Here is a 23,461-nt window from a genome sequence, read left to right as displayed (position 1 = left end):
CTGCCCCATCTCAACGGCACGTGCCATATCGTAGTCGATTTATAAAAGCCATGAAAGTAGCTAACTTGCTGACGTTACTGATACCCAACTTTACGACGCACAGCAGTACTTGTGTTTAGTCAAGTTCTGCTCCCACCACCCAACACCCGTTGGCGTTGGGTGATCCATCCGAGTAGTACTTCGAAGTCGGGCATTGTGCGACAGGTTGCACGTCTCACAACAGGGCGGTTTTAGGCTCGTTGGGCAGCTTCGGTTGACACGAGAACCGCCCAAGGTTAGGCAAGTTTGGTAAGGCAGACTTCAATTGACAAGCCAAGCAGTTAACTATCATGAATGGAATTGTATATTATTTGGCATGACCATGAAATCAGTAATTCTTCTCTTTTTAGATCATAAGATTTCTAGGGCAAAAGCTCAAAAAGCTTTTTGCGCTAAATTCAACTCAAATCTTTTTGATTTTGTAGCAGAATTTAAAAAACAACTTGAAATAAAAGATGAGTTGACAAATGCAGTAAATTCATTTATCGAAAAGGGTGAAGTCATTCCTATCCCTCTACTTGAAAAGTTAGTTTCTAAGCGACTTCAATCCAATAGCTTTGATAAAATAGTGATGTATGGATACCCTAGATCGCAAGAGCAGTATCAGAGCTTAGAAAGACTATTTGAAAACCTGCACATATCTATTAAGAACATCTGGTTTGTAAAACAACGTGAACCTGAACGCTATTTGTTAAGCCATTACAGCGACTCTAAATACAGACCTTGGCTTGAAAAATTCGGATCAGAGGTTAATGACGTTTGGCGAAAAGATTTCCAAAAAACGAGACAGATGATCAATAGCGTAATGGCTGTATCTGAAAATCAGAATTGGCACATTGTAGAAATGGACTATCAACCAGCAATAACGGAGCAGTATATATTTGATAAAATTACCAGAGGTGATTAATCGAAAAAACACTAAAGATCTCTTGAGGCAGGTTTCGGCTGACAGGATGCGCGTCCCGAAGGCAGTGTTTTCAGCTCAACCAAACAGGGGTGTAAAGGTTGACGCTCTGATTGTTACCTGAAGTGGTTCAATCATCCATCAACCCCTGTGGGTGTTGGGTGGCGCGTCCATAAAGTGCGTGAGTGCCAGCAATCAAGCAACAGGTTGCTGGCCGCAGAAGTTAGGTATTTGAGCTTCCATTTTCAGCGTTCGTTCGACAAGTCAAACGTGACGAGTGGGCAGGTTTAGGTTTGTGGGTCAGCGTCTTGTCGACAGTGAGTAACCTTAATTGCGGCACTTTTAACTTAGTTTTCAGATGAGTACTTCTATTTTTTTTGCAATTCTGATTACTGGGTCATTTTTGGTCTTCGTCTTCAGGAAGCAATTCCCTCGTAAAGACAGTCCAATTGAGTCTATTTTAGAACCTTATAAGGCACTCCTTTTGATTGGAGCTTTGTGCAGTGCCGTGATAATGTTCACAAATCTTTATGATGAAACGTATCTTCCAAAGGCGGTTGTATCAGCAGGAAGATTACTAAATACGGTAGTGTTACTTGTGGTCGCATTTCGGATTGTCGGCAGGAAGGCGGCCCAATGAGATAGTTACTCTCGCTCTGCATGGTTAGATTACGGTTGACAGGCAGCACGTCCCCGCAGGAGGATTTTCAGCCCAACCAAACGGGTGTGTAAAGGTTCAGGTTCGTGTGTTCAGTCGAGTTTCTTGCCCACCATCAACACCCGTTGGCGTTGGGTGGTAAGTTCATCATGTGTGCGACAATCGGGAATCCGGGCGACACATAGCACGTCGTAAAAAGGCAGGTTTAAGAGGTTTCCATTTCCAACCCACCTGCGACACGGGAAACACCCCAGTCGGGCAGGTTTTGAAATTTTTCATTTTCGAGTTTCCTGCGACATTGGAAAGGCTGTAAGAAGCAAATAATAAAGTATTCACAGTTTGACCAAAAAAATGGGACTATTTGATTTTCTAAAAAAGAAGAAAGGTAATTCTCCTAACTTCAACGAAGTTCATAACAAACAGATGGTTTCGTCCAAGACGATTGCTGATTATGTAAGAACAGAAAGGAATAATGATGAATCTATTGATGACAGAAATTTTATAGATGATTTAGTTGGAAGTTTCAAATCTGAAGAGCAAATAATAGATGCTTCTTTTGGCTACGTGCAATTCCAAAATGCAAATCAGCCCCATTTATATCTGTCAGTAGGTTTGACTGGTGATGAGGAGTCTGTCAAATCTATGACATGGTTCATTAAATCCATATACTTCCCGGAGACCTCAATTCAGTTTGCATCAAATCTGACAAACAAAGATGTTTATGACTATATAAAGTCAGATAGTTTTTCATTCTACAAAAAGAATGAGAATTTATCGCTGGAGCAAAAAATAATGAAAAAATGGTTTGAACCAAAAAAGTATAAAAATGATCTTGTAGAAGAAATAAAAAAGAGTAAAATAGTCACCTTACTTAAAAACTTTGACAAAGAGAGCCAGATTATTGACTTTCAAACGTATGTCCGAGAAGACAGAGAGTTTGTTCCTCTGTTCTCTGATAGAGAGATGATTGGAAAAAGTGGTATGACTGAATTACCCCCAGATTTGACTATTGTGGGGTTCGACTTTGAGAAAATGAACGAATTATTGGAAGGCGCTTTGGATAATCAATTTTTTGTCTTAAACCCAGGAACTGCCTTTGAAGTAGCATTCTATGCTTGAAATTGCAATCGCTTTGCGCTGTCACCGTCCCGGCGACAGGAAGCATACCCCGAAGGCAGAGGTTCAGCCCAACCGACAGGGGGTGTAAAGGTGCAAGCTACGTTTGTTCAGGAAAGTGGCGTCATCACCATCAACCCCCTGAGTCGTTGGGTGATTTTAAAGCGTAAAAGCGCGTTTGGTGGCTCCGGTCGACACTCCACGCTTGGTTGTGAGGTACGCTTTTTTGTTTCAGTGCGGGCATCAGTAGACAAGCTAAATTCTCCGACGAATCAGCTTTTTTTGATCGGTCAGCTAACGGGCGACAGGGCGAATGACTCGTCATACAGGCCCGAGTGAGTAACTTGAGCATCTCTAATCTGTTACGGTTTTTATGCCGTTTGCAATCACTTCAAATCTCCAGCGACTTTCGCTCCACGATTCCTCGTTTGAGACGATTATAAGATCTAATCAAGATATGGAGCTGACGTTTGATTGGGCCAAACTTGAAACCTTCGACGAACAACGAATTAGTGAACCTATCATTATGGGTAAAACAATCTTGTCGTTAACAGGGGTACGCTCAGAGCAGTTTAGATTCTACGCTGAAAATGAGAACTATTCCCTCGTTCCCTTACCTGATGACCTTATGACAGGTTTAGCGCCGATTGGCACTAATGAGATAGATGATGAAACTAATAGTGTGAAAATTAGTGGTCTTTATACCAGCAAGGATAATCAATCTAATTGGGTAGAGTGGATTTTTCACTTTGCTACTTGTCAGCTTTCATGGACTTCGTATGTCACTCATACTGAATGGTTGAATGGTAAATTACCATCTGACTAAGCGAATATGCGTTATTGTCCGCTTCGCGTAGGGGGCTTGTCGGGCGACAGGGTGCAGGCCGCAAGGTCAGCGTTTTCAGCCCAACCGTTTAAATGTGTAAATATCTCTCTGCAGTCGTCATCTGCCCCTCTAGGCATTGGGTGATTCGGCCAAAGGGTGAGTTCAAGGCGGCTGCCCGTCAAGGCAAGCGTACGCCGATACAACGTTCCCCGGTAAGAAACCCGTCGGCCTGATAACACGAGCGCAGGGCGAGGGCGTCGGTCGATCAGCGGGTTTTTCGGAGCTGGATGCCATTCAGAATAGCTTCGCCCTGGTGCGCGCTGAAGCTTACCGTAATGCCCCCCTGATTCTGAACATGCACCATGACTTTCGTGGCAACGGGTCGATCCGTTTTTAGCTCATCCGTGTTGTTAAGTCCCGAAATAACGGTTACGCCATTGACCAGCACATCGAAGTTGCGCTCCATAAACGGTTCCGGTGCGCTTCGTGGCCCCAGGTTAAAGGCAATATCATTGCCCGCATTTCTGGAAAGCAGCTCGGCAAAATGCAGAACCAGTTCGTAATCGCCGTCCGGCACGTCGAATTTGACCTGTTCAATGCCTGTCCGCTGCGTCTGATACACAGGATCGAGGTCGGTGCCGATGATATTCCGGCTACTCCCAAAACTAACCCGCGAGTTGTTTCTCATAACGTAGGGCTTGCCCCCCACGTAGCCCCAGCTACCGGGTTTGTAAGCCTGTTCCGGCAACCAGTTCTGGCCGGTTTTTTCGTCGTAAAAGAACCGAATGTCGCCCAGGCTCACGTTCAGTTCGCTGAAAGGAAGCTGGGGGCTTTTCAGGTTGGCCGGCAACAGTTGGAAAAGTATATCGGCCTGGTCGGAGAGGCTGGTGCCACCAAGGGTGGCCGAGGCAACAACCCGATTGAGACCGTTGGCGAAGGGCACCGTAAAGCGGGCTATACCCTGTTTGGTGTCGGCCGTACCGATACTTGTTCCGTTCACCGTCAGGGTAACCGACGGCTGATTGCTGAAGACAAGTACGGGCTGGCTATACGTCAGCTGGGTTTCCGAAGTGGCCGTACCGACGCGCCGGTTCCACTCGCTGGCACCGATCTGGATATAAGGCGTTTTCAGCAGATTGGCTTTGTAGAAGCGATACGGGTCTTTTTCCCTGCGGTCGTAGGTGAGAATGCCTTTTGGATTGATGTTGGGCAGCGTTTCGGCCCGCACGGCGGTGTTGAATTCGGCCAGGTTCCAGATCATGCCGGCGGCAACGAAGGGCCGGTCCATGATGGCTTTCAAATAATACTGATGATAGGCCATGGTATACTCCACCGACTTATCGAAGCGAACGGGGGCAAAATTATGGATCCGGTTGTCGGCGTCGGCGCCGAATTCGGTGATCAGTATCGGCTTGTCGGGGAGCTCCCGGTGGTGGCGGTCGATAAACTTGCTGAATTCCTCGAAGGATTCACTATACCAGCCCTGATACAGGTTCCAGCCTACCAGTCTGGGGATTTTGGTCAGGCCTACTTTGTTGTAAATATCCCAGGCACCATGGTTCGGAATCAGCGTATAGCGGGCCGAATCTTCACGCCGGGCCATCGTTTCCAGATCCTGGGCCAGGCTGGCCATGTGGGCAAAATAAGCCTGCTGTTTGGTCGAGTCGTTGGCAAACGGCACCCGGAGCAGCATTTCATTCATATACGACCAGATAATGACGCTGGGGTGATTGTAGGTCTGCCGAATGATTTCCAGGTGCTGCTGGCGCGAGCTGGCGGCAAAGGCGTCTGAGTCGGTAAAGCCCATAACGGGGGTCTCCACCGAGGTTAGAATGCCCAGCCGGTCGCAGGCTTCCAGCACGGCGGGGTCCTGCGGGTAGTGCGCCACCCGCAAAAAATTGCCGCCCATGGCCCGCAGTAGTTCAACATCGCGTACGTGCATGGCGTCGGGCAGCGCGTTGCCCATGCCTGGATAATCCTGGTGGCGGCTGGTGCCTATAAGTTTTAGGGGCTTGCCATTCAGAAAAAAGCCGTCATTCGGGTCGAACCTGTACCAGCGGAAGCCGAGGGGGTTGGAAACTTCGTCGAGCGTTTGTCCCGTACCGGCGTCGGTAAGGGTCGATAACACCCGGTACAGATAGGGGTCGTCGGGCGACCATAACCGATGGCCCTGAATGGCTTTGATAGCGTGCAGGAAGTCGACTTGCTGGCCTGCATTGGCCTTGACGCTGGCTTTATGCTGGGCCAGCAGGGTACCCTCCGGGGTCAGGATCCGGTGGGTAACAACCAGGTTGCGACGGCGGGAGCTGTTGTTAACAAAGCTGCCTTTTAGCTGTACGGTGGCACTGGTGGCGCTTACCTGGGGTGTAGTAATGAAAATACCGCTCGATGCCTGATTGTCGGCATCGAAGTGAACGTTGTCCAGTACGTTGAGGTATACGTCCCGGTACAGCCCGCCGTAGATGTTGTAATCGCCCATGATGGGCGGCAGGTCCTCATTCGGGCTGTTGTTGACCCGTACCACCAGCTCATTGGCCGCATTGCCCGACTGGGCAAACCGCAGGGCCCGGCTGATCGGCAGGGCGAAAAAGGTGTAGCCACCCTGATGGCTACCAACCGACTGTCCGTTGACAAAAACGTCGGCACGCTGGCCTGCTCCCTCAAAATACAGATAAACCGCTTTGTCTTTCCAGCCGGCGGGTATGTAGAGTGTTTTTTTGTACCAGCCGTCGCCCCGATAGTAGCCCGGCTCGTCATCCAGTACATCCTGCGTGTTCCAGGTGTGGGGAATGGAAACTGACTGCCAGGGGTTACCAGCTGCCTGTTTGGTGGTGTCTCCCTTGATAAACAGCCAATTGCTGTTGATGGTCGATGAAATACGCCCCTGAGCATGGAGCAGAGCAACAGACGACAGGGTCAACAGCCAGGTAATCAGCAACGATTGGGCGCGCATGCAGGGGTATGAAGTTTACGGGGAAACTACTTGTAACGAGCAGGATGGCTTCATGGTCAGGGCTAGCCCCCGGACCCTAACAGTTGCCGTAGGGAAGCATTCCGGTCGCCAGTCTGCCATGAGTAAAAAAGAGCAATCCGACAGCAGTATCTACTCAATATCTGTTGTGTTCGCTCTGGATAATAAACCTGTTTTAGGGCGAACCACCTGACTGCTTTGGGTGGGGAGGAAGAAGGGAGGTACACGCGTGGTGGACACAATCCGACGATTAACCAGTCATGTAGACACTGGTCAGGTAGAACAGGCTAGACCTCCGAAAGAACAGCGCGTCACAGTAGGTGACTGGATTACCTGTTTGCTCTAAATATGTATTTGAAAATCAGTGCTTTGTGTGTAAAATGATAGTTTTGGCTTGCCCTGGCCACCAGACAGCCTGTTTAAAATAGCGGTCGGCCGGTCATCGGCTGGCTGCAGCAGTGGCGGGGTTTACGGCCTTATTTGGAAACATCCGGGCGCGCCCGGCGGGCCAAGTCGATGTCGGCCACCACGGCCGGGCGGAGCAGGGCCCAGTGAAACCGCAATTGATCGTTTTGGGCGGCTGTAGCGCCTTTCTGCTCGCTCAGGTGTACTAGCGGCATGTCGTTGTAGATCGGTCGGGTAATGGCAATGACTGTATCCCAGTACCGCAGGGCGGCTGTCAGCTCCCGGATAGCCGTTGTTTTCTGCGCTTCATTACCGGTGGTGCGGTAGCGGTGCAGGGCCACAGCTCCGCGCAGCTTGGCCGCCAGATGCAGGCCCAGGTTAGCCCAAACCCGAATGTCGGCAACCTCGTAGGCCAGCGACCGGTTGCCCGAAACCCGAATCGAAGTCAGCAGCGCGAGGGCCTGCCGGCAGTCGGTATCGAGTTGGGTGGCAAGCTGGATGGGCGTTGTCTGATCCGTTCGAAACGACTTACCGGCGATGGTAGCCGTCACGTAGTCGCGCACCGACACGTAACTGGGGTCGAGCGGGGGCTGGGTGATGTGCTGGTCAACGGAGATGTACGACACGTTTTTGGCCGAATCGTGGGCCATCATCCCTTCACTATAAAGTGAAAAGTCCCAGGTGAAGTCGAAAGCAGCGGCCAGTCGGAGCGGGGTTCTGGAGGCCAGGGCGTAGGCTGCCAGCAAGGGTGAGGCCTGGCGACCGTAGCGCCTGACAAATTCATGGCGAAACACCGCGTCGGGTGTCGCCGGGTTGTACAGCAGCCGCCCCCAGAGGGCATAGAACAGCCACTGGCGCTCGAAGGCGTAGGTCCAGCTAACCGGGGCGCCGGGGCTGGTGAAATAATCTTTCGCCGGAATGTACGTTTCGGAGCCCAGGATGTAGCCGCCCACGTAAGGCTGCTGATTGGTGGCGATGTGCGTCCGGATAAAATCAGGCGCTCCCCAGCGCAGGCAGAAAAAGTCTTCATTCCGCGCCGTCCAGACAATTTTGTAGGCGGCCGAAACGGGCTTGAAATACGTGTCGTATAGCTTACCACCGTGGACTTTCACCAGTTTGGGCGTCGAGTGGGCATGCGACCAGTTGTATTTGAGATCGGCCCAGACCGGTCCGTCGAGAAAATCCAGACGCCCTTCGCGTTCGAGCGCCTGGCGGGTCAGCACTTCGGTGTCGACGCTGGTGACGCCGAGCGAGCCTGTGGTGCTCGAAAACGGGATGCGGTGAATCAGTTTGGTTTTACGCCCCGCCCGCTGCATGCCGGCCAGTATCGTTTCGGCCATCCAGGCCTCGCGCTGCCGGGGCGTCATGCCGCCCATGCCTTCGCCCAGCGTCAGCCCGAAGCCAGTCAGTTCGGGGTACTCCTGCAATACCTGGGTTACGCACTCACGCGTGTACTGCCTGACAATGGCCGAGGTGTCGCCATCCACAAAGTGCTTGTGGTCGAAGTTGTTCAGACGCGGATTGGGATTGTAGGCGGTCGAGAAGGCGGGGCTGGTGAAAATGTTGAACGGAACGAGGTACGTTTCGATACCGCGTTCGCCCGCCATGCGGAAGATCGACCGGAACAGCCGCTGCCAGTCATGCAGTTCCGCATCGGAAAAGGCCGTTGCTTTTGGGAAATTCACCGGCCGAATCATGAACGGGTAGGGGTGGAGATTCCAGAGCGTCAGCACGTTGAACCGGTTGGTGGCCATCATGTCCAGAAAGGCCCGCCAGTAGAGCGTATCGCGACAGGTGGCGTAGTGCTGATCAAGGGCGTAGCTGTGGCGGTAGGTATCCCAGGGCAGGTCGAATTTAAGCGCCCGAAAGGGCAGGTGGGGCCGCTCGCGGTGGGTACTGAGTTTCAGGGCGGACGTACCCTGAAGCAGGGCTTCGGCAACCGACAGCGTGCCGTAAATAAGCCCGCGGGCATCGCCCCCGGTAATGGTCAGCCGGTTGCCGTCCCGCTCAACCGCGTAGGCCTCACTGCCCAGCCCGGCCTGCAGCGGAGCGATCCGGATAGTCAGATCGGCCGATGCGCCGGCGGGCATCACCCGACAGCCGCGGGTCTGCAGGGCATCGGTAAGCCGGCGAACAGCGTAGCGGCTTTGGACCGAGGCTGCCTCATCGCGTAGGGCGACCCGTTGCGCCAGCCCGCTGCCCGGGAGCCAATGGAGCGCAACGATCAGAAAGAGGAGCCGACTCATGGGCGGGTCGTTTTGCCGCTGGTGGCGGTTTGGGTAGCATACGGCAGTACCTCAATGAAAGGGGCCGTCCAGATGGTTGTTTCGTTTTGCTTCAGATAAGCCAGCAGCTTGTTGTGTTCGGTCAGCTTAACATCGAGCGAATGGCCACCGCCGACGCCGTGAAACAGAAAGACCACCCAGGTCCCTGTTTCCTGTGCTTTTTTGACCAGGTCGATCAGCTGCTCGGCCGACTGTCCACTGACCACGTACGATCCCACGTTGGCCGGATTGAGCGCCCCGACCCGGATGTGCTCACCCGTGACCCCGCGCGCCCCCACGAAGGCGTCCTGCACCGACTGGTAGTAATCGACCCCTTCAACTTTGGTGTCGCCACAGGGATAGGCAAACGTGCGGCTGGTCCTGCCGTCGATGGTGTAGAGCAGGGCGTTAGTCAGCCGTATCTCATCGGTGATGCGTTTGAGGGTGTACTTGCTGAGGTCGTAGTTGGGGTTGACCCACTCGCGGCCCGGCTGGCTCCCGTCGCAGGGATGAAACAGGGTATGGTTGCCCAACTCATGACCGGTTTTGGCAACGCTCCGCCAGCGGTCGAGGTTGCTGGTGAAACCGGGAAAGATACTCGACAGGTAGAACGTGCCGCGCAGCCCCAGCCTGTCGAGCGCGGGCAGCGCATGATCGAGGTGCTGCTGAATGGCGTCATCGTAGGTAAGCGACACGGCGCAGCGTTTACCCCGCCATGGGTTGGTCGATTGAGCCTGTGCAGGCAGCAGGAAAAGCCCGCAGGCAATGGCGGGCAGAAACCAGACTAACGCACGGGTTAAACGACCTGGCCGGCGCGTCCGGGAGACGTGTAAACATGAGCAATGCATACGATTTTAACAGGGAATAAGGATAATGTAGTAGGTTGATCGGTAAACTAGTGATAATTCGCTGCTAATAGGCCGGGGCGGATGAGATTGATGCACCCAATCGTGGAGTCAACCATCGGCGAAAAAGACAATGCAATCGGTGGAAATGGCAAAAAAAATAGCTGCAACCGATTGCAATATAACAGATGGTCTCTTTACTTTGCATTAAGTAAAGGATAAATAGTACCGTGCGCAGCCATCCCGGCAGGCCTTCATCAGCTCATAGTCTGGGTAGTTTTCCGCTGGTTGTGTCACCCGACAATCCTTTATAGCCGGCCGATACCGGTATGATCCGACACCCAAGCCCTGAACGACCTATGCCTGTAACACCCGCTCCCGGTTTGCTGCACTAGCGAACCCGCTCCAACGGCTTACTGCCCCGGCCCGGCCGGAAAAAAATCTCCAGCGATGGAGGCAGGATTTCTATTGCCTTACCTAAACCAGCTACGTATCCAAACAACCACTAAACCCCGCTGCTATGCGAAACAACTCGCTGTCTTATTCTTTTATTCGTCCGTTGGTCTGCCTGTTACTGCTATGGGGCCTGCTGACGCCCGCTCTGCTGGTTAAGGCATCGGCCGATCAGTCGGTGACGGGTACCGTACTCGACGAAAAAGGCGCCCCGCTCGTGGGGGTCAATATCCAGATCAAAGGCACCACGCGCGGCACCGCCAGTGATGCCAGGGGGGCGTACCGGATCGAGGTGCCCAATGCCAGTTCGGTACTGGTGTTCAGTTACATCGGCTATACCCCGAAAGAAGTCACGGTGGGCAACCAGAGCGTCATCAACGTGTCGCTCGAAGCCAATGCCGGAGCACTCGATGAAGTGGTGGTCGTTGGCTACGGCACTCAGAAACGCTCGTCGCTGACGGGGGCCGTATCGTCGGTGGCACCCAAAGAACTGACGGCCCTGCCGGTACCCAACGTGGCTTCGGCGTTGCAGGGCCGGGTACCGGGCGTGTCGGTCGTAAACAACGGCGGACCGGGTACCGCTCCTCAGGTACAGATTCGTGGTATTGGCTCGATCAACTTTGCCTCGGGTCCGCTCTATGTTATCGACGGTGTACCGACGGGCGATCTGAACAGCTTCAACACCAACGACATCGAGTCGCTGGAAGTGCTGAAAGATGCCAGTTCGGCGGCCATCTACGGCTCGCGGGCGGCTAACGGGGTGGTGCTGATCACCACCAAAAAAGGCAGCCGCGACAACCGGGTGCGCATCTCGATCGACTCCTATGTAGGTACCCAGAGCGCCTGGCGCAAAATCCCGTCGCTCAGCCGCGATCAGTACATCCAGTACGCCAAAACGCTGACTTCGAACGCCGGCATTGCCCTGCCCGCCCGGCTGAGCAACCTCAACACACCCATTTACGCGGGCGCCAGCCAGACGTTTGCGCAGACTGAAACCAACTGGCAGGATGAGCTGTTCCGTAACGCGCCCATCCAGCAGCAGCAGTTGTCGCTCTCGGGCGGCAACAACGTATCGCGGTTCTTCGCATCGGGTAATTACTTCAACCAGCAGGGAATCATGCTGGGCACCAACTTCGAACGGGGCTCGCTGCGACTTAATTCGGACCACCAGATCGCCAAATTTCTGAGCATTGGCCAGACCCTGACGGCTTCCTACAGCAGTCAGCGCCCTGAAACCAACGGCAACCGGTCGCAGCTGATGCACGCGCTGCGGATGCTGCCCTACTGGCCTACGACGGACCCCACCAAGGTAGGCGGCTTCAGCGCCCCCACGGCCCTGGACGGTTCCGACCCTGAAAACCCCCTGCGGGCGCCGGCGCTCGACATTACCCGCAACAAGTTTCTGAAAGCGTTTGCCACCGTCTACGCCGACGTGCGATTTACGGACTACCTGCGCTACCGCTTCAACTACGGGGCCGATCTGGGCTTTGGTACGTCGACCACGTTTCTGCCGATCTATAACGATGGCTACCTGGGACGCACCTCATCGACCGTGCAGGACAACCGCAGCACCACCATCTCGCAGGTGTTTACCAACCAGCTGACCTTCGATAAGACGTTTGGCAAGCACAACATCAACGTGCTGGCCGTTGCCGAGAAACAGGTGGTTCGGTTCGATGGGCTGAACGGTTCGGGTAACCGGCCCAACAACGACCTGACCGTGATTCAGGGTGTTAGCAACCCGGCCGTGACAAGCAACCGGAGTGAAACCCAGCTCCTGTCGTACGTGGGCCGGGTCAACTACGATTACGATGGCAAATACCTCATCAGTGCGTCGATCCGGCGCGATGGCTCGTCGCTGTTTGCGCCCGGCAAGCAGTGGGGTAACTTCCCGTCGGCGTCGATCGGCTGGCGCATCAACCAGGAAAACTTCATGAAAGGCGTGCCTCAACTGTCGGAACTGAAGCTGCGGGCCAGCTACGGCAAAACCGGCTTTAACGGCATCAACAACTACGCCTGGCAGTCGCTGGTGCAGGCCGACGCAACGGCCTACCCGTTTGGCGCCAGCAACGGCCTGGGCTCGTATTTCAACGCACTGGGCAACACCGAGCTGCGGTGGGAAACGACCGACATGGTTAACCTGGGGGTCGACGTAGGGCTGTTCAACAACCAGATCACCTTCACGGGCGAAGTCTACAACCGAAACACCGACGGGCTCATTCTGAACGTACCCATTCCGAACTCGATCGGGTACAGCACCGCACCGGTAGCCAACATCGGCAGCATGAAAAACTGGGGTTACGAATTCCAGGCGGCCTACAACTACGCGAAAGGTGATTTCCGAGGTACGGTATCGGCCAACATCGGTATTACCCGCAACCGGGTGCTGAGCCTGGCCACGCCCACGGCTTCGATCTACGCCGGTCAGGATGCCGACTACGGTGGGTTCGATATTACCAAGACCGAGGTTGGGCAGCCCATTCAGTCGTTCTACGGCTGGAAAGTAGACGGCATTTTCCAGAACCAGGCCGAAATCAATGCGGCCAATGCGCTGGACGGCAACGACAAAACGCTCTATCAGGACAAGGCTGCGCCGGGCGACATCCGGTTCAGAGACATCAACGGCGATGGCAAGATCGACGCCAACGACCGGACGTACCTGGGCAGCTACCTGCCGAAGTTCAACTACGGCGCCAACTTCAGCGCATCGTACAAAAACTTCGACTTCACGATGTATCTGCAGGGCGTACAGGGCAACAAAGTATTCAACGGCACCAAAGTGGTGACTGAAGGTATGCTGCGGCTCTTCAACGCCGGCCCGGCCGTGCTCAACGCCTGGACAACCACCAACACCAATACGAACGTGCCCCGGGCCATCAGTGGCGATCCCAATAACAACAGCCGCACGTCGGACCGCTTTATCGAAGATGGCTCGTACATGCGGATCAAGAACCTGACCATTGGGTACACCATTCCGGGGCAGCTGCTGGGTGATCTGACGAACAAAACGGTGAGCAAAGTACGGGTGTACGTGTCGAGTCAGAACCTGCTGACGCTGACCAAGTACACGGGCTATGATCCGGAAATCGGCTCGCGCAACGGTACGCTGCTCCGGAATGGCATCGACTATGCCAACTATCCGCAGGCACGCACGCTGCTGGCCGGCCTCCAGATTACGTTCTAATATCCGATCCTTACCTTATTGATGCATAGCCATGAAACGAATTCCTTTCTTAGTGAGTGCCCTGTTGCTGGGCGCCACACTGGGGTGCAATGACAACGCGCTGACGCAGCTAAATCCCAACGCCGTTACCACCGACAGTTATTTTCAGAACGACATCCAGATTCAGAGCGCAATCAACGGGGTGTATGCTGCGCTGCAGTCGACCAACCTCGTGGCCCGGGAGTGGTTTTTTACCCACGATCTCCGGTCCGACGATATGGCGTCGGGGGGCGGTCAGCTCGAAACGCCCCGCAACCAGCTGCTGACGGGTTCCTACGACACCGGCAACTCGCTGGTGGGATCGGTCTGGACGGGTGCCTACCGGGTCATTCACCGGGCCAACGTAGTGATCGACAAGGCCGCCACGGCGACCCAGCTCACTCCCGCCGTGGCCGGTCAGGCCGTAGGCGAAGCCCGGTTTCTGCGGGCATGGTCGTACTTCGAACTGGTGAGTATGTGGGGTGGGGTTCCGCTCTATAAAAACTACGTCACCAGCCTCGACGGCGCTGCCCCCCGGGCGTCGGAGGCCGATGTGTACGCCTTTATCATTGCCGATCTGAAAGCGGCTCAGTCGGCGCTGCCCGCCACCTACGACGCGGCCAACCAGGGGCGGGCCACCCGCGGAGCCGCCCAGATGCTGCTGGCCCGCGTGTATATGCAGCAGGGCGACTATGCCAATGCCAAAACCGAACTGCAAAAACTGATTAGTTCAGGCCTGTATCAGCTGGTCGACGAGTATTCGGATAATTTTATCGAAGAAACCGAATTCAACAAGGAGTCGATCTGGGAGATAAACTTCCTGCCTTCCAACGGCTCGTTCAACTGGAATGGCGACGCCGACGGGGCTTCGGCGGGCGAAGAAACCGTACGGACGCAGGAGTACTCGGCCGTGGGCTGGCGCAACATTATCCCGTCGAACAGCCTGCTCAACGAGTTCGAGCGGCCCAGCAAGGGCGATGCCAAGCTGGATCCGCGCTACGCCAAATCGTTCTACAGCACCGGCGACAAGTTCAACAACAATAAAGACGTGCTGACCGATGCCGCCCAGAACGGCAACAGCTCGGTAGTCGATGGGGTGACCCAGAAAGTGAGCTGGCGCAAATTCAGTCTTATGTACAAAACCAACAGTTCATTTCTGACGGGCGGCATCAACCAGCGCATCATGCGGTACGCCGAAACGCTGCTGGCCATGGCCGAATGCGAAAACGAGCTGGGCAATCTGTCGAGCGCCGTCAGCTACCTGAACATGACCCGGGCGCGGGCCAGCGTGGCCATGCCGGCCTACCCAACGGCCAGCTATCCCGTTTCGACCAAAGATCAGGTCTTTGCCGCCATCGTGCACGAGCGCCGGGTCGAACTGAGTGGGGAGCAGATCCGCAACCGCGACATTCTGCGCTGGCGGAAACTGGGTAAGCTGAAAACCGAACCCATCTCGTATTTTCAGAAAGGCAAAACGGAACTGTTGCCTATTCCGCAGCAGGAAATCGATAACAACGCCAATATCGGCCTGAAAGGGCAAAATCCGGGCTATTAAACCAGTCACAGCCCGATCGACTACGTTGGCCAATGACACCGGAATGCCGGTGTCATTGGCCATTTTTGGACTGTACAACTATCAACCGATATGAGAAGGGCACTTGGGCGCGGGCTGTTGCTGGCCGTTACCGCCGGCACACTGATTACCTGCCACCGGCCGGCACCAACGCGCTTTGAGCAGCTGCCAGCCAGCCATACCCATATTTCGTTTGCCAACACCCTGACCCCGACTGATGCCCTGAATGGGTTTACGTTTACCAATTTCTACAACGGCGGAGGGGTTGGCATCGGCGACTTCAACCGGGATGGTTTTCCGGATGTGTTCTTTACCGGCAACCAGGTAAGCTGCCGGCTCTACCTGAATCAGGGTAGCCAGCCCGGCGGCTCGTTTGCCTTCAACGACGTTACCGAAGCGGCTGGCCTGACCACCAGCCGGTGGTGTACCGGGGTGGTCGTTACCGATATCAACCAGGATGGGTGGCCCGACCTCTACGTATCGGTTGCCAGCCATGCCAGTATGTCCCAGTCGGAAAATCTGCTGTTCGTGAACCAGGGACTGCGCAACGGGAAACCTGTTTTCAGGGAAATGGCGGCTTCCTGCGGGCTGGCCGACCCCGGCTTCACCACCCAGTCGGTGTTTCTGGATTATGACCTGGATGGCGACCTCGATGCGTTTCTGCTCAACACGGCGCCCGACGTTCAGAATCCGGCGCATGTGCGGCCGGTGGTCACCAACGGCACCCACCCGAGCACGGGTAAACTCTACCGCAATGAGGGGGTGGGGGCGGGCGGCCATCCGGTGTTCCGCGATGTGTCGCGGCAGGCGGGCATCAACTACGACGGCCTGGGGCTGGGGGTGGTGGTCAGCGATGTCAATGCCGACGGCTACCCCGATATCTACTGCTCCAACGATTTTACGTCGAGCGATGTCCTGTACCTCAACGACGGCAACGGGCATTTTACCAACGTGATCAGGGAAGCTATGGGCCACACGAGCCTGAGCGGGATGGGCGTCGACGCGGCCGATCTGAACAACGACGCCCGACCCGACCTGATGCAGGTCGACATGCTGCCGAAGGAAAACAAACGGCTCAAGATGATGCTCACCGGGCAGGATTACGACCGCAAGGAAATGAGCGTGTCGCCCCATTACGGGCACCAGATGCAGTACATGCGCAACACCCTTCAGCTGAACCTGGGCACGCCGGCACCGGGTCAGGTGCCGCTGTTCAGTGAGGTGGGCCTGCTGGCCGGTGTGGCGCAGACCGACTGGAGCTGGGCACCCCTGCTGGCCGATTTCGACGACGACGGCTGGAAAGATATGTACCTGACAACCGGTTACCGGAAAAACGTAACCGATCGCGACTTCATCACGTTTACCGAAGATTTCTCCGGCTTCGGTACCACCGAGTACAACCGGCAGAAGCGGCTCGACCTGCTCAACCGGGTTCCCGAGATCAAACTGCCCCACAAAGCGTTCCGGAATGGGGGCGCCGGAACGTTTGCCGATGTATCGCACGACTGGGGCCTCGACACCGAATCGTTTGCCAATGGGGCTGCCTACGCCGATTTCGACCGCGATGGCGATCTCGACCTGATCGTCAGCAACATCGACGCCGAAGCGCTGGTCTACCGTAATAGAAGCCGCGAACAGGCCCCGGCCCGGCATTACCTGAACATTCGGCTGGCCGGCGACTCGGCCAACCGCGAGGGGATCGGGGCTGCTGTAACGGTCTGGGCCGGTGGCAAGCCGCAGTATGCCGAACTAAACGTGGTGCGGGGCTACCTCTCGTCGGTGGAGCCCCTGCTGCACATCGGGCTGGGCGACCGCGACCGGGTCGACTCCATTCGGGTGCGGTGGCCGGGCGGTTATACCGAAACCCGGCGCGGACTGCGGGCCGATCAGGTGCTGACCCTTCGGTATGGGCAGGCCCGCCCGCCGGGCATACCGAAGGCAACACCGGCAGCCGCACCCCTCTTCGCCGACGAGACAGCAGCCTATCCCATTGATTTTACGCACCGCGAATCGGGCTTCGTCGATTTCAAACAGACGGCCGCCCTGCACAAAATGCTGTCGCGGTCGGGGGTGGCGCTGGCCGTGGGCGATGTGGATGGCGATGGGTTCGACGATTGCTTTGTGGGCGGTTCATACCAGGGCAGCGAAGCGGGCCTGTTCCGGCAAAAGGCCCAGGGCGGGTTCGACCGGTTGCCCTTCCCCGAACGACCGGGCGGTGCCGACGCGACCGGTGCTTTGCTTGTCGATGTCGACAATGACCGCGACCTTGACCTGCTGGTTGTCTGCGGGGGCAACGAACGCCTGGCTACCGACCGGGCCTTCTACCAGGATCGGCTCTATCTGAACAACGGCCGGGGGCAATTTACCGAAGCCGCGGCCGGTACGCTCCCCGACCTGTCGGGCAGTGGATCGTGCGTCATCGCTACCGATTTCGACCGGGATGGCGACCAGGATCTGTTTATCGGCGGGCGGCAGATTCCGGGGCAGTATCCGCTGCCGGCGCGGAGCTACCTGCTGCGCAACGACAGCGGCCGGTTTACCGATGTGACAAAGCAGCTGTGTCCACCGCTCATGCAGGCGGGGCTGGTGTGCGCGGCCCTCTGGACCGACGTGGATGGCGATCGCTGGCCCGACCTGATGCTGGCCGGCGAGTGGATGCCCCTGACGGTGTATAAAAACAGTCGCGGCCGGTTCGACGCGGCCGACGCCCTGCGTACCGTGCCCGGGTCGACGGGCTGGTGGAACAGCCTGGCCCAGGGCGACTTCGACCACGACGGCGACCTGGATTACCTGGCGGGCAACGAAGGGCTCAACACCCTGTACCGGGCATCGGGGCAGGAGCCCGTCCGGATGGTGGCTAAAGATCTGAACAACGACGGCACCATCGACCCGATCATGGGGTATTACATCGACGGGGTCTGCTACCCGGCGCTGCCCCGCGATGCCCTCAACCAGCAGGTAATTCAGTTTCGGCGGAAGTATCAGCGGTTTGCCGATTATGCGGAGGTGACCTACGATCAGCTGCTGACCGATCAGGAGCGGGCGGGGGCCTACGTGGCACAGGCCGACTTTTTGCAGAGTGCCTATCTCGAAAATCGGGGCAACGGTACGTTCGTCCTTCGGCCCCTGCCGCTGCCGGCGCAGGTAGCGCCCGTGTTTGGGATCGTGGTGCACGATTTTAACCGGGATGGCCACCTCGACGCGGTGCTGACGGGCAATTTTTATCCCAACGAGGTCAATATGGGACGCGAGGATGCCTCCGTCGGGACTGTGCTGCTGGGCAACGGCAGGGGGCAGTTTCGCGCTGTTGAACCAGTGGCGAGTGGCCTGGTGGTGCGGGGCGATGCGCGGGCGTCGGTCCTGCTGCGCCGGGCCAGCGAGGGGCTGACCTTGCTCACCGGAGTGAATTCGGGGGAACTGCGGCTGCATCGCTGGCTGAAACCGGAGCGCCACTGATGGGCCGGTCGTGGTTCGGCTCCGGGCAGTAAAGCGCGCTGGCGCAGGGGCTGGCGGGGTTTTGCGCTTAAGAATAATTGGTTCATATTCGCTGCTGCTTTATGCCAAATCAGTTGCATGAATGAAAACCACCAAGGAAGTCACGATCTACGACATTGCCCAGAAACTGCAACTTTCATCGTCTACTGTCAGTAGAGCCCTACAGGATAATCCAACCATAAATCTGAAAACACGCGAACGTATTCAGGAGGCAGCCCGCCAGCTGGGCTATCGGCACAATACGTTTGCCAGCAGCCTGCGCAAACAAAAAACCAACACGATCGGGGTTATTGTGCATGAGCTGAACAGTAACTTCATTACTTCGGTGCTGGCCGGTATCGAAACCGTGACCTCCGAAACGGGCTACGACCTGCTGATTGCGCACTCGTCGGAAAGCTTCGAAAAGGAAGCCGCCAATGCGCTCAACCTGTTCCACAAACGGGTCGATGGGGTCATTGCGTCATTGTCGCTCAGTACCAAAGGGTTACAGCACTTCAAGCCCTTTGTCGACAAGCATATTCCGGTTGTTTATTTCGACCGGGTCGATGAAGAGTCGGACCGGCCGCGGGTAATTATCGACAACTACAAGAGTGGTTTTCAGGCTACCCAGCACCTGATCGATCAGGGCTGCCGGCGCATTGTGCTGGTGACGGCCAATCTGGAACGAAATGTGTATGCCCAGCGCCACCGGGGCTACCAGGATGCGCTCAAACACAACGGTATCCCGTTCGACAGCCAGTATGTACTAATTAAAGACCTGAGTGAGCAGGGGGGGATCGAGGCCGCCCTGCAGATTATGTCGATGCACCCCCGGCCCGACGGCGCGTTTATTACCAACGATTTCTCGGCGGCTGTCTGCATGAAAACGCTGAAGGAGCATGGGCTGCGCATTCCCGACGATATCGCCGTTGTGGGATTCAACAATGATGTGATCGGCAAGATTATCGAGCCCCAGCTTACAACCATTAATTACCCCGGGATGGAGATGGGGAAAACAGCGGCCCGCCAGCTCACCAATCACCTCCGCGGTATTGCCAGTCTCAACACCACGGGTGCTACCATTATCCAGTCGGACCTCATAATCCGGCAATCATCGGTTCGTTGGCCGGATCAGAACCAGGCCGGATCGCCTGCTGCGGAGCCATCGGCAGGCACGAATCCGCACCCATGAAACACCGGCTTGCCAGGTAGAAAAAAAGCGTAAAAAAGACACTCGATGTGAGCACAAACGTCGCCTTAACTAGGCTTTGGTTTAAACGGATTCCTCATGGAAAACAACGGAAAAGTAACGGGGCTGGGCGGTGTTTTTTTTACCTGTGACAATCCCGAAATGATGAACGACTGGTATGCCAGAAACCTGGGGTTGCCAGTGACGGAGTATGGGGCCACGTTCGAATGGCGGCAGGCGGCCGATCCGTCGAAAAAAGGAACGACAACCTGGAGTACGTTTCCCACCAACACGCCCTACTTCGGACCCTCGGGTAAGCCATTTATGATCAGCTATCGGGTCGCCGATCTAACGGCACTGGCCAGCCAGCTGAAGCAGGACGGCGTAACCATCGTCGACGAAATTACTGAGTACGAGTACGGCAAATTTCTGCATGTGCTTGATCCAGAAGGAAATTGTATCGAACTGTGGGAGCCCAGCGCTGGTGAGTAGCACTCGCTTAAGTTGGCATTGAGACGGCAAAATCGAACGCATCTGCCGAATGCCCATCGCCCGCAGACGCCGGGTTATAGCCTTCGCCACGCCTACCTCGCACCGCTGGTCGGTCAATTACCGAAATGGGCACCCATCGATCAGCCAGTTTTCAGGCTGATTAATTGACTATTTAATTGGCTGTTTATTTTGATTCATACAAAAAGCCCGGCACAGATAAATGTGTGCCGGGCTTTGTTTTTTTCAGGCTGTCAAAACGAAAAGTTATTCGTCTTTCACGTCGTACCGATCGAGCATCATAACCTTATTCCAGGCAGCCACAAAATCGTTGACAAAACGCTCCTGAGCATTGTCGGCGGCATACACCTCGGCAATATTCCGCAGCTGCGCGTTGGATCCAAAAATAAGGTCGCAGCGGGTAGCTGTATATCGGGTTGCTCCCGTTTGCCGGTCCCGGACATCGAACAGCATCTCGTTTTGGCCCTGGGGTACCCACTCGTAGTCCATGCTGGTCAGTACCTGGAAAAAATCGTTGGTAAGCTGGCCTGGCCGTTCGGTGAAAACGCCGTGTTTCGAATAATCGAAATTCAGCTCCAGAACCCGCAGGCCACCCACCAGCACCGTCCACTCGGGAGCCGACAGGGTCAGGAGCTGGGCACGGTCCAGAAAAATTCGCTCGGCCGGCACCCGGTACCCTACGGTGTCGTTGTGGTAGTTTTTGAAGCCGTCGGAGACGGGTTTGAGCCACTCGAAGCTTTCTTCGTCGGTCAGTTCCGGCGTGGTGTCGACCCGGCCGGGCGTAAACGGAACCGTAACGGAGAAGCCAGCGTCACGAGCCGCCTTCTCGACGCCGACACAGCCACCCAGCACCACCAGGTCGCCCAGCGATACCTGCTTGTTGCCGGTCTGCGCGCTGGCAAAATCGCGCTGAATACCTCTCAGGGTATCAAGCACGTGGTTGAGCTCCTCGGGGCGGTTCAGTTCCCAGCTGTTTTGGGGCTCCAGGGCGATGCGGGCGCCATTGGCACCACCGCGCTTGTCGGAATGGCGATATACCGACGCAGCCGACCAGGCGGCCGATACCAGCGCCGAAACCGTAAGGCCGCTGGCCAGAATCTGCTGCTTCAGGGTCGCCACGTCCGCATCGTCGATCAGGTCGTAGGTACGGGCGGGGCGGGGGTCCTGCCAGATCATATCTTCGGCCGGTACTTCGGGGCCCAGGTAGCGTTCTTTAGGGCCCATATCCCGGTGGGTCAGCTTGTACCAGGCCCGCGAAAACGCATCGGTAAAGTAGTCGAAGTCGTTCAGGAACTTCTCGCAGATTTTCCGGTAGTCGGGGTCCATCTTCAGCGCGATGTCGGAGGTCATCATCATCAGGTCATTCAGCTGACCCGGGATGTGGGCATCCGGCGTTTTAGGCGCGTTTGGATCAACGGGCGTCCACTGCGTGGCGCCAGCCGGACTCTCTACCTTTTTCCAGTCGAATTTGAGCAGGTGTTCGAGGTAGACATTATCCCACTGGGTCGGGTTGGTGGTCCACGACCCTTCGATACCGTTCGTCATGGTGTTGGCGCCGTTGCCCGAGCCAACCGGGTTGTGCCAGCCAAAGCCCTGGGCGTGAATGGGTGCGGCTTCGGGGGCGGCACCGATTTTGGCGGGCGGTACCATGCCGTGGCTTTTACCGAAGGCGTGACCACCGGCAATCAGGGCAACGGTTTCTTCGTCGCCCATGGCCATCCGGGCAAACGATTCGCGAATCTCCCGGGCCGAATCCAGCGGATCGCCGTTGTTGGCCGGTCCTTCGGGGTTCACGTAGATCAGGGCCTGATGGGTAGCCGCGAGGGGATTTTCCAGATCGAAATAAGCGTCTTTCGGCTTACCCACCCAGCGCAGGTTATTGTTGACCATCTCGTCGGGATGCCCTTTGTGATCGGCCGTCGCGGGAACCTGATCTACGGGCTTGCCGCCCCAGAATTCCGGTCCCCAGTAGGTGCTGCGGTCGGGCTCCCAGGCATCGCGCCGGCCACCGCCAAACCCAAACGTGGGGAAATTCATGATCTCCAGCGCACAGTTACCCGTCAGCACGATCAGATCGGCCCAGGAAATCGACGAACCGTATTTTTTCTTGATGGGCCAGATCAGCCGGCGCGATTTGTCGGTATTGCCATTGTCCCACCAGGAGTTGATGGGGGCAAAGCGCTGCATGGCCTGTCCGGCGCCACCGCGACCATCGGCAATGCGGTAGGTGCCGGCCGAGTGCCAGGCCATCCGGATCATCTGGGGACCGTAGTTGCCGTAGTCGGCCGGCCACCACGGCTGCGACTCGAGCAGCAGGGCTTTGATTTCCTGCTTAACCTGCGGCAGATCCAGTTTGTTGAACAACTCCTTGTAGTTATCATCGCTGAGCGGGTTGGCTACGGGCTGTTCCTGGTGCAGCAGTTCAACGGGGAGCCGGTTGGGCCACCAGTCATCATTTTGTGGGGCAGTGCCCAGGGCACCACCAATGCGGGTACCTCTGAACGGGCATTTTGAAAGACCTTCGGGGTTATCGATGGGTTTCATTGTGAAATTGGGTATTGAGTTGAGAACGTATAGGTAAGCGTGCGAATAATCGATAGGCTGGAAAAACCCGGCCGCGCCGGGTGGCTGGTTCGTAAACTGCCCGTTCGGGCCCGGTTGCCGGCTGGTCGATGAGCGGCCGGGCAGGTGCGATGCGTCGGCTGGGTGACACCCGAAGCTACGGTCTGGTTGCGTCGCAGCGGGAACGGGCTGCGGAAAAGACGGGCCGGGGACCTGTATCGGAGCCGGTAGTTAAAGCACAGGAGCATTTGGTGATTCAGTCTCAATCAGGCGATGATGATCGGTAACGGTCGGGCGCCTGGGCAGAGGAAATCGGAGAGCATCGCTACCCGGCCAGTCTGTTTGGGCTTGCTGTGGATACCCTGACAAACGCTTGTTTGGGAAACTTGTTAAAACATTCTAGGCGCTGGGCTTTTACCAGACCGAAGCGGATTGCCGTGACCTGCACCAAGTCATCTACGGGTTCAGAC

Annotated in this window: 12 protein-coding genes; 8 read left to right on the top strand and 4 right to left on the bottom strand. The window is 56.1% G+C overall.

What is annotated here, in order from left to right:
- Positions 1-361: 361 nt before the first annotated feature.
- The 3 genes from ACYVAC_RS19235 to ACYVAC_RS19225 all read left to right on the top strand — a co-directional run bounded on the left by ACYVAC_RS19235 (position 362) and on the right by ACYVAC_RS19225 (position 3,543).
- Positions 362-946: a nucleoside monophosphate kinase gene (locus ACYVAC_RS19235; protein WP_461099416.1), complete on the top strand. Its 585-nt coding sequence runs from the start codon at positions 362-364 to the stop codon at positions 944-946.
- A 994-nt stretch (positions 947-1,940) separates the two neighbouring features.
- Positions 1,941-2,720 carry an SseB family protein gene (locus ACYVAC_RS19230; protein ID WP_461099415.1) on the top strand — a complete coding sequence of 260 codons (780 nt, stop codon included), beginning with the start codon at positions 1,941-1,943 and terminating at the stop codon, positions 2,718-2,720.
- Positions 2,721-3,174: 454 nt separating this feature from the next.
- Positions 3,175-3,543 carry a hypothetical protein gene (locus ACYVAC_RS19225; RefSeq protein ID WP_461099414.1) on the top strand — a complete coding sequence of 123 codons (369 nt, stop codon included), beginning with the start codon at positions 3,175-3,177 and terminating at the stop codon, positions 3,541-3,543.
- Between the two features lie 265 nt (positions 3,544-3,808).
- Here the strand turns inward: ACYVAC_RS19225 and ACYVAC_RS19220 are convergent, their stop codons facing one another.
- From ACYVAC_RS19220 to ACYVAC_RS19210, 3 genes are all read right to left on the bottom strand, one after another.
- Positions 3,809-6,496, bottom strand: a complete 2,688-nt coding sequence (locus ACYVAC_RS19220) for a glycoside hydrolase family 2 TIM barrel-domain containing protein (RefSeq protein WP_461099413.1) — start codon at positions 6,494-6,496, stop codon at positions 3,809-3,811.
- 494 nt (positions 6,497-6,990) lie between these two features.
- Positions 6,991-9,165 (bottom strand): glycoside hydrolase family 20 zincin-like fold domain-containing protein, encoded by a 2,175-nt coding sequence (locus ACYVAC_RS19215; RefSeq protein ID WP_461099412.1) that lies wholly within the window; start codon positions 9,163-9,165, stop codon positions 6,991-6,993.
- Positions 9,162-10,031, bottom strand: coding sequence for a polysaccharide deacetylase family protein (locus ACYVAC_RS19210; protein ID WP_461099411.1), 870 nt, complete (start codon positions 10,029-10,031; stop codon positions 9,162-9,164). Before ACYVAC_RS19210 ends, ACYVAC_RS19215 begins: the two co-directional genes overlap by 4 nt.
- Positions 10,032-10,548: 517 nt before the next feature.
- Here ACYVAC_RS19210 and ACYVAC_RS19205 point away from each other — a divergent pair.
- The 5 genes from ACYVAC_RS19205 (at position 10,549) to ACYVAC_RS19185 (ending at position 20,411) form a co-directional block, all read left to right on the top strand.
- Positions 10,549-13,665, top strand: coding sequence for a SusC/RagA family TonB-linked outer membrane protein (locus ACYVAC_RS19205; protein ID WP_461099410.1), 3,117 nt, complete (start codon positions 10,549-10,551; stop codon positions 13,663-13,665).
- A gap of 31 nt (positions 13,666-13,696) precedes the next feature.
- A complete protein-coding gene (locus ACYVAC_RS19200) occupies positions 13,697-15,238 on the top strand; it encodes a RagB/SusD family nutrient uptake outer membrane protein (protein WP_461099409.1) in 1,542 nt (513 codons plus the stop codon).
- A gap of 90 nt (positions 15,239-15,328) precedes the next feature.
- Complete coding sequence (locus ACYVAC_RS19195) at positions 15,329-18,712, top strand: VCBS repeat-containing protein (protein ID WP_461099408.1); 3,384 nt, start codon at positions 15,329-15,331, stop codon at positions 18,710-18,712.
- 121 nt (positions 18,713-18,833) lie between these two features.
- Positions 18,834-19,922, top strand: coding sequence for a LacI family DNA-binding transcriptional regulator (locus tag ACYVAC_RS19190; protein ID WP_461099407.1), 1,089 nt, complete (start codon positions 18,834-18,836; stop codon positions 19,920-19,922).
- A gap of 96 nt (positions 19,923-20,018) precedes the next feature.
- Positions 20,019-20,411: a VOC family protein gene (locus tag ACYVAC_RS19185; RefSeq protein WP_461099406.1), complete on the top strand. Its 393-nt coding sequence runs from the start codon at positions 20,019-20,021 to the stop codon at positions 20,409-20,411.
- A gap of 264 nt (positions 20,412-20,675) precedes the next feature.
- Here the strand turns inward: ACYVAC_RS19185 and katG are convergent, their stop codons facing one another.
- Positions 20,676-22,973 carry a catalase/peroxidase HPI gene (gene katG / locus ACYVAC_RS19180; RefSeq protein WP_461099405.1) on the bottom strand — a complete coding sequence of 766 codons (2,298 nt, stop codon included), beginning with the start codon at positions 22,971-22,973 and terminating at the stop codon, positions 20,676-20,678.
- Positions 22,974-23,461 lie beyond the last annotated feature (488 nt).

The sequence above is a fragment of the Spirosoma luteolum genome (assembly GCF_054778875.1).
Note: the sequence above shows the minus strand (reverse complement) of the source record. Positions and strands in the feature narration are given on the sequence as shown.

What these genes read in the sequence shown, in the direction of transcription:
- katG (WP_461099405.1), bottom strand. Translation starts at nt 22,973, where the DNA reads ATGAAACCCATCGATAACCCCGAAGGTCTTTCAAAATGCCCGTTCAGA.
- ACYVAC_RS19220 (WP_461099413.1), bottom strand. Translation starts at nt 6,496, where the DNA reads ATGCGCGCCCAATCGTTGCTGATTACCTGGCTGTTGACCCTGTCGTCT.
- ACYVAC_RS19235 (WP_461099416.1), top strand. Translation starts at nt 362, where the DNA reads ATGAAATCAGTAATTCTTCTCTTTTTAGATCATAAGATTTCTAGGGCA.
- ACYVAC_RS19200 (WP_461099409.1), top strand. Translation starts at nt 13,697, where the DNA reads ATGAAACGAATTCCTTTCTTAGTGAGTGCCCTGTTGCTGGGCGCCACA.
- ACYVAC_RS19205 (WP_461099410.1), top strand. Translation starts at nt 10,549, where the DNA reads ATGCGAAACAACTCGCTGTCTTATTCTTTTATTCGTCCGTTGGTCTGC.
- ACYVAC_RS19210 (WP_461099411.1), bottom strand. Translation starts at nt 10,031, where the DNA reads ATGCATTGCTCATGTTTACACGTCTCCCGGACGCGCCGGCCAGGTCGT.
- ACYVAC_RS19185 (WP_461099406.1), top strand. Translation starts at nt 20,019, where the DNA reads ATGGAAAACAACGGAAAAGTAACGGGGCTGGGCGGTGTTTTTTTTACC.
- ACYVAC_RS19225 (WP_461099414.1), top strand. Translation starts at nt 3,175, where the DNA reads ATGGAGCTGACGTTTGATTGGGCCAAACTTGAAACCTTCGACGAACAA.
- ACYVAC_RS19215 (WP_461099412.1), bottom strand. Translation starts at nt 9,165, where the DNA reads ATGAGTCGGCTCCTCTTTCTGATCGTTGCGCTCCATTGGCTCCCGGGC.
- ACYVAC_RS19190 (WP_461099407.1), top strand. Translation starts at nt 18,834, where the DNA reads ATGAAAACCACCAAGGAAGTCACGATCTACGACATTGCCCAGAAACTG.
- ACYVAC_RS19195 (WP_461099408.1), top strand. Translation starts at nt 15,329, where the DNA reads ATGAGAAGGGCACTTGGGCGCGGGCTGTTGCTGGCCGTTACCGCCGGC.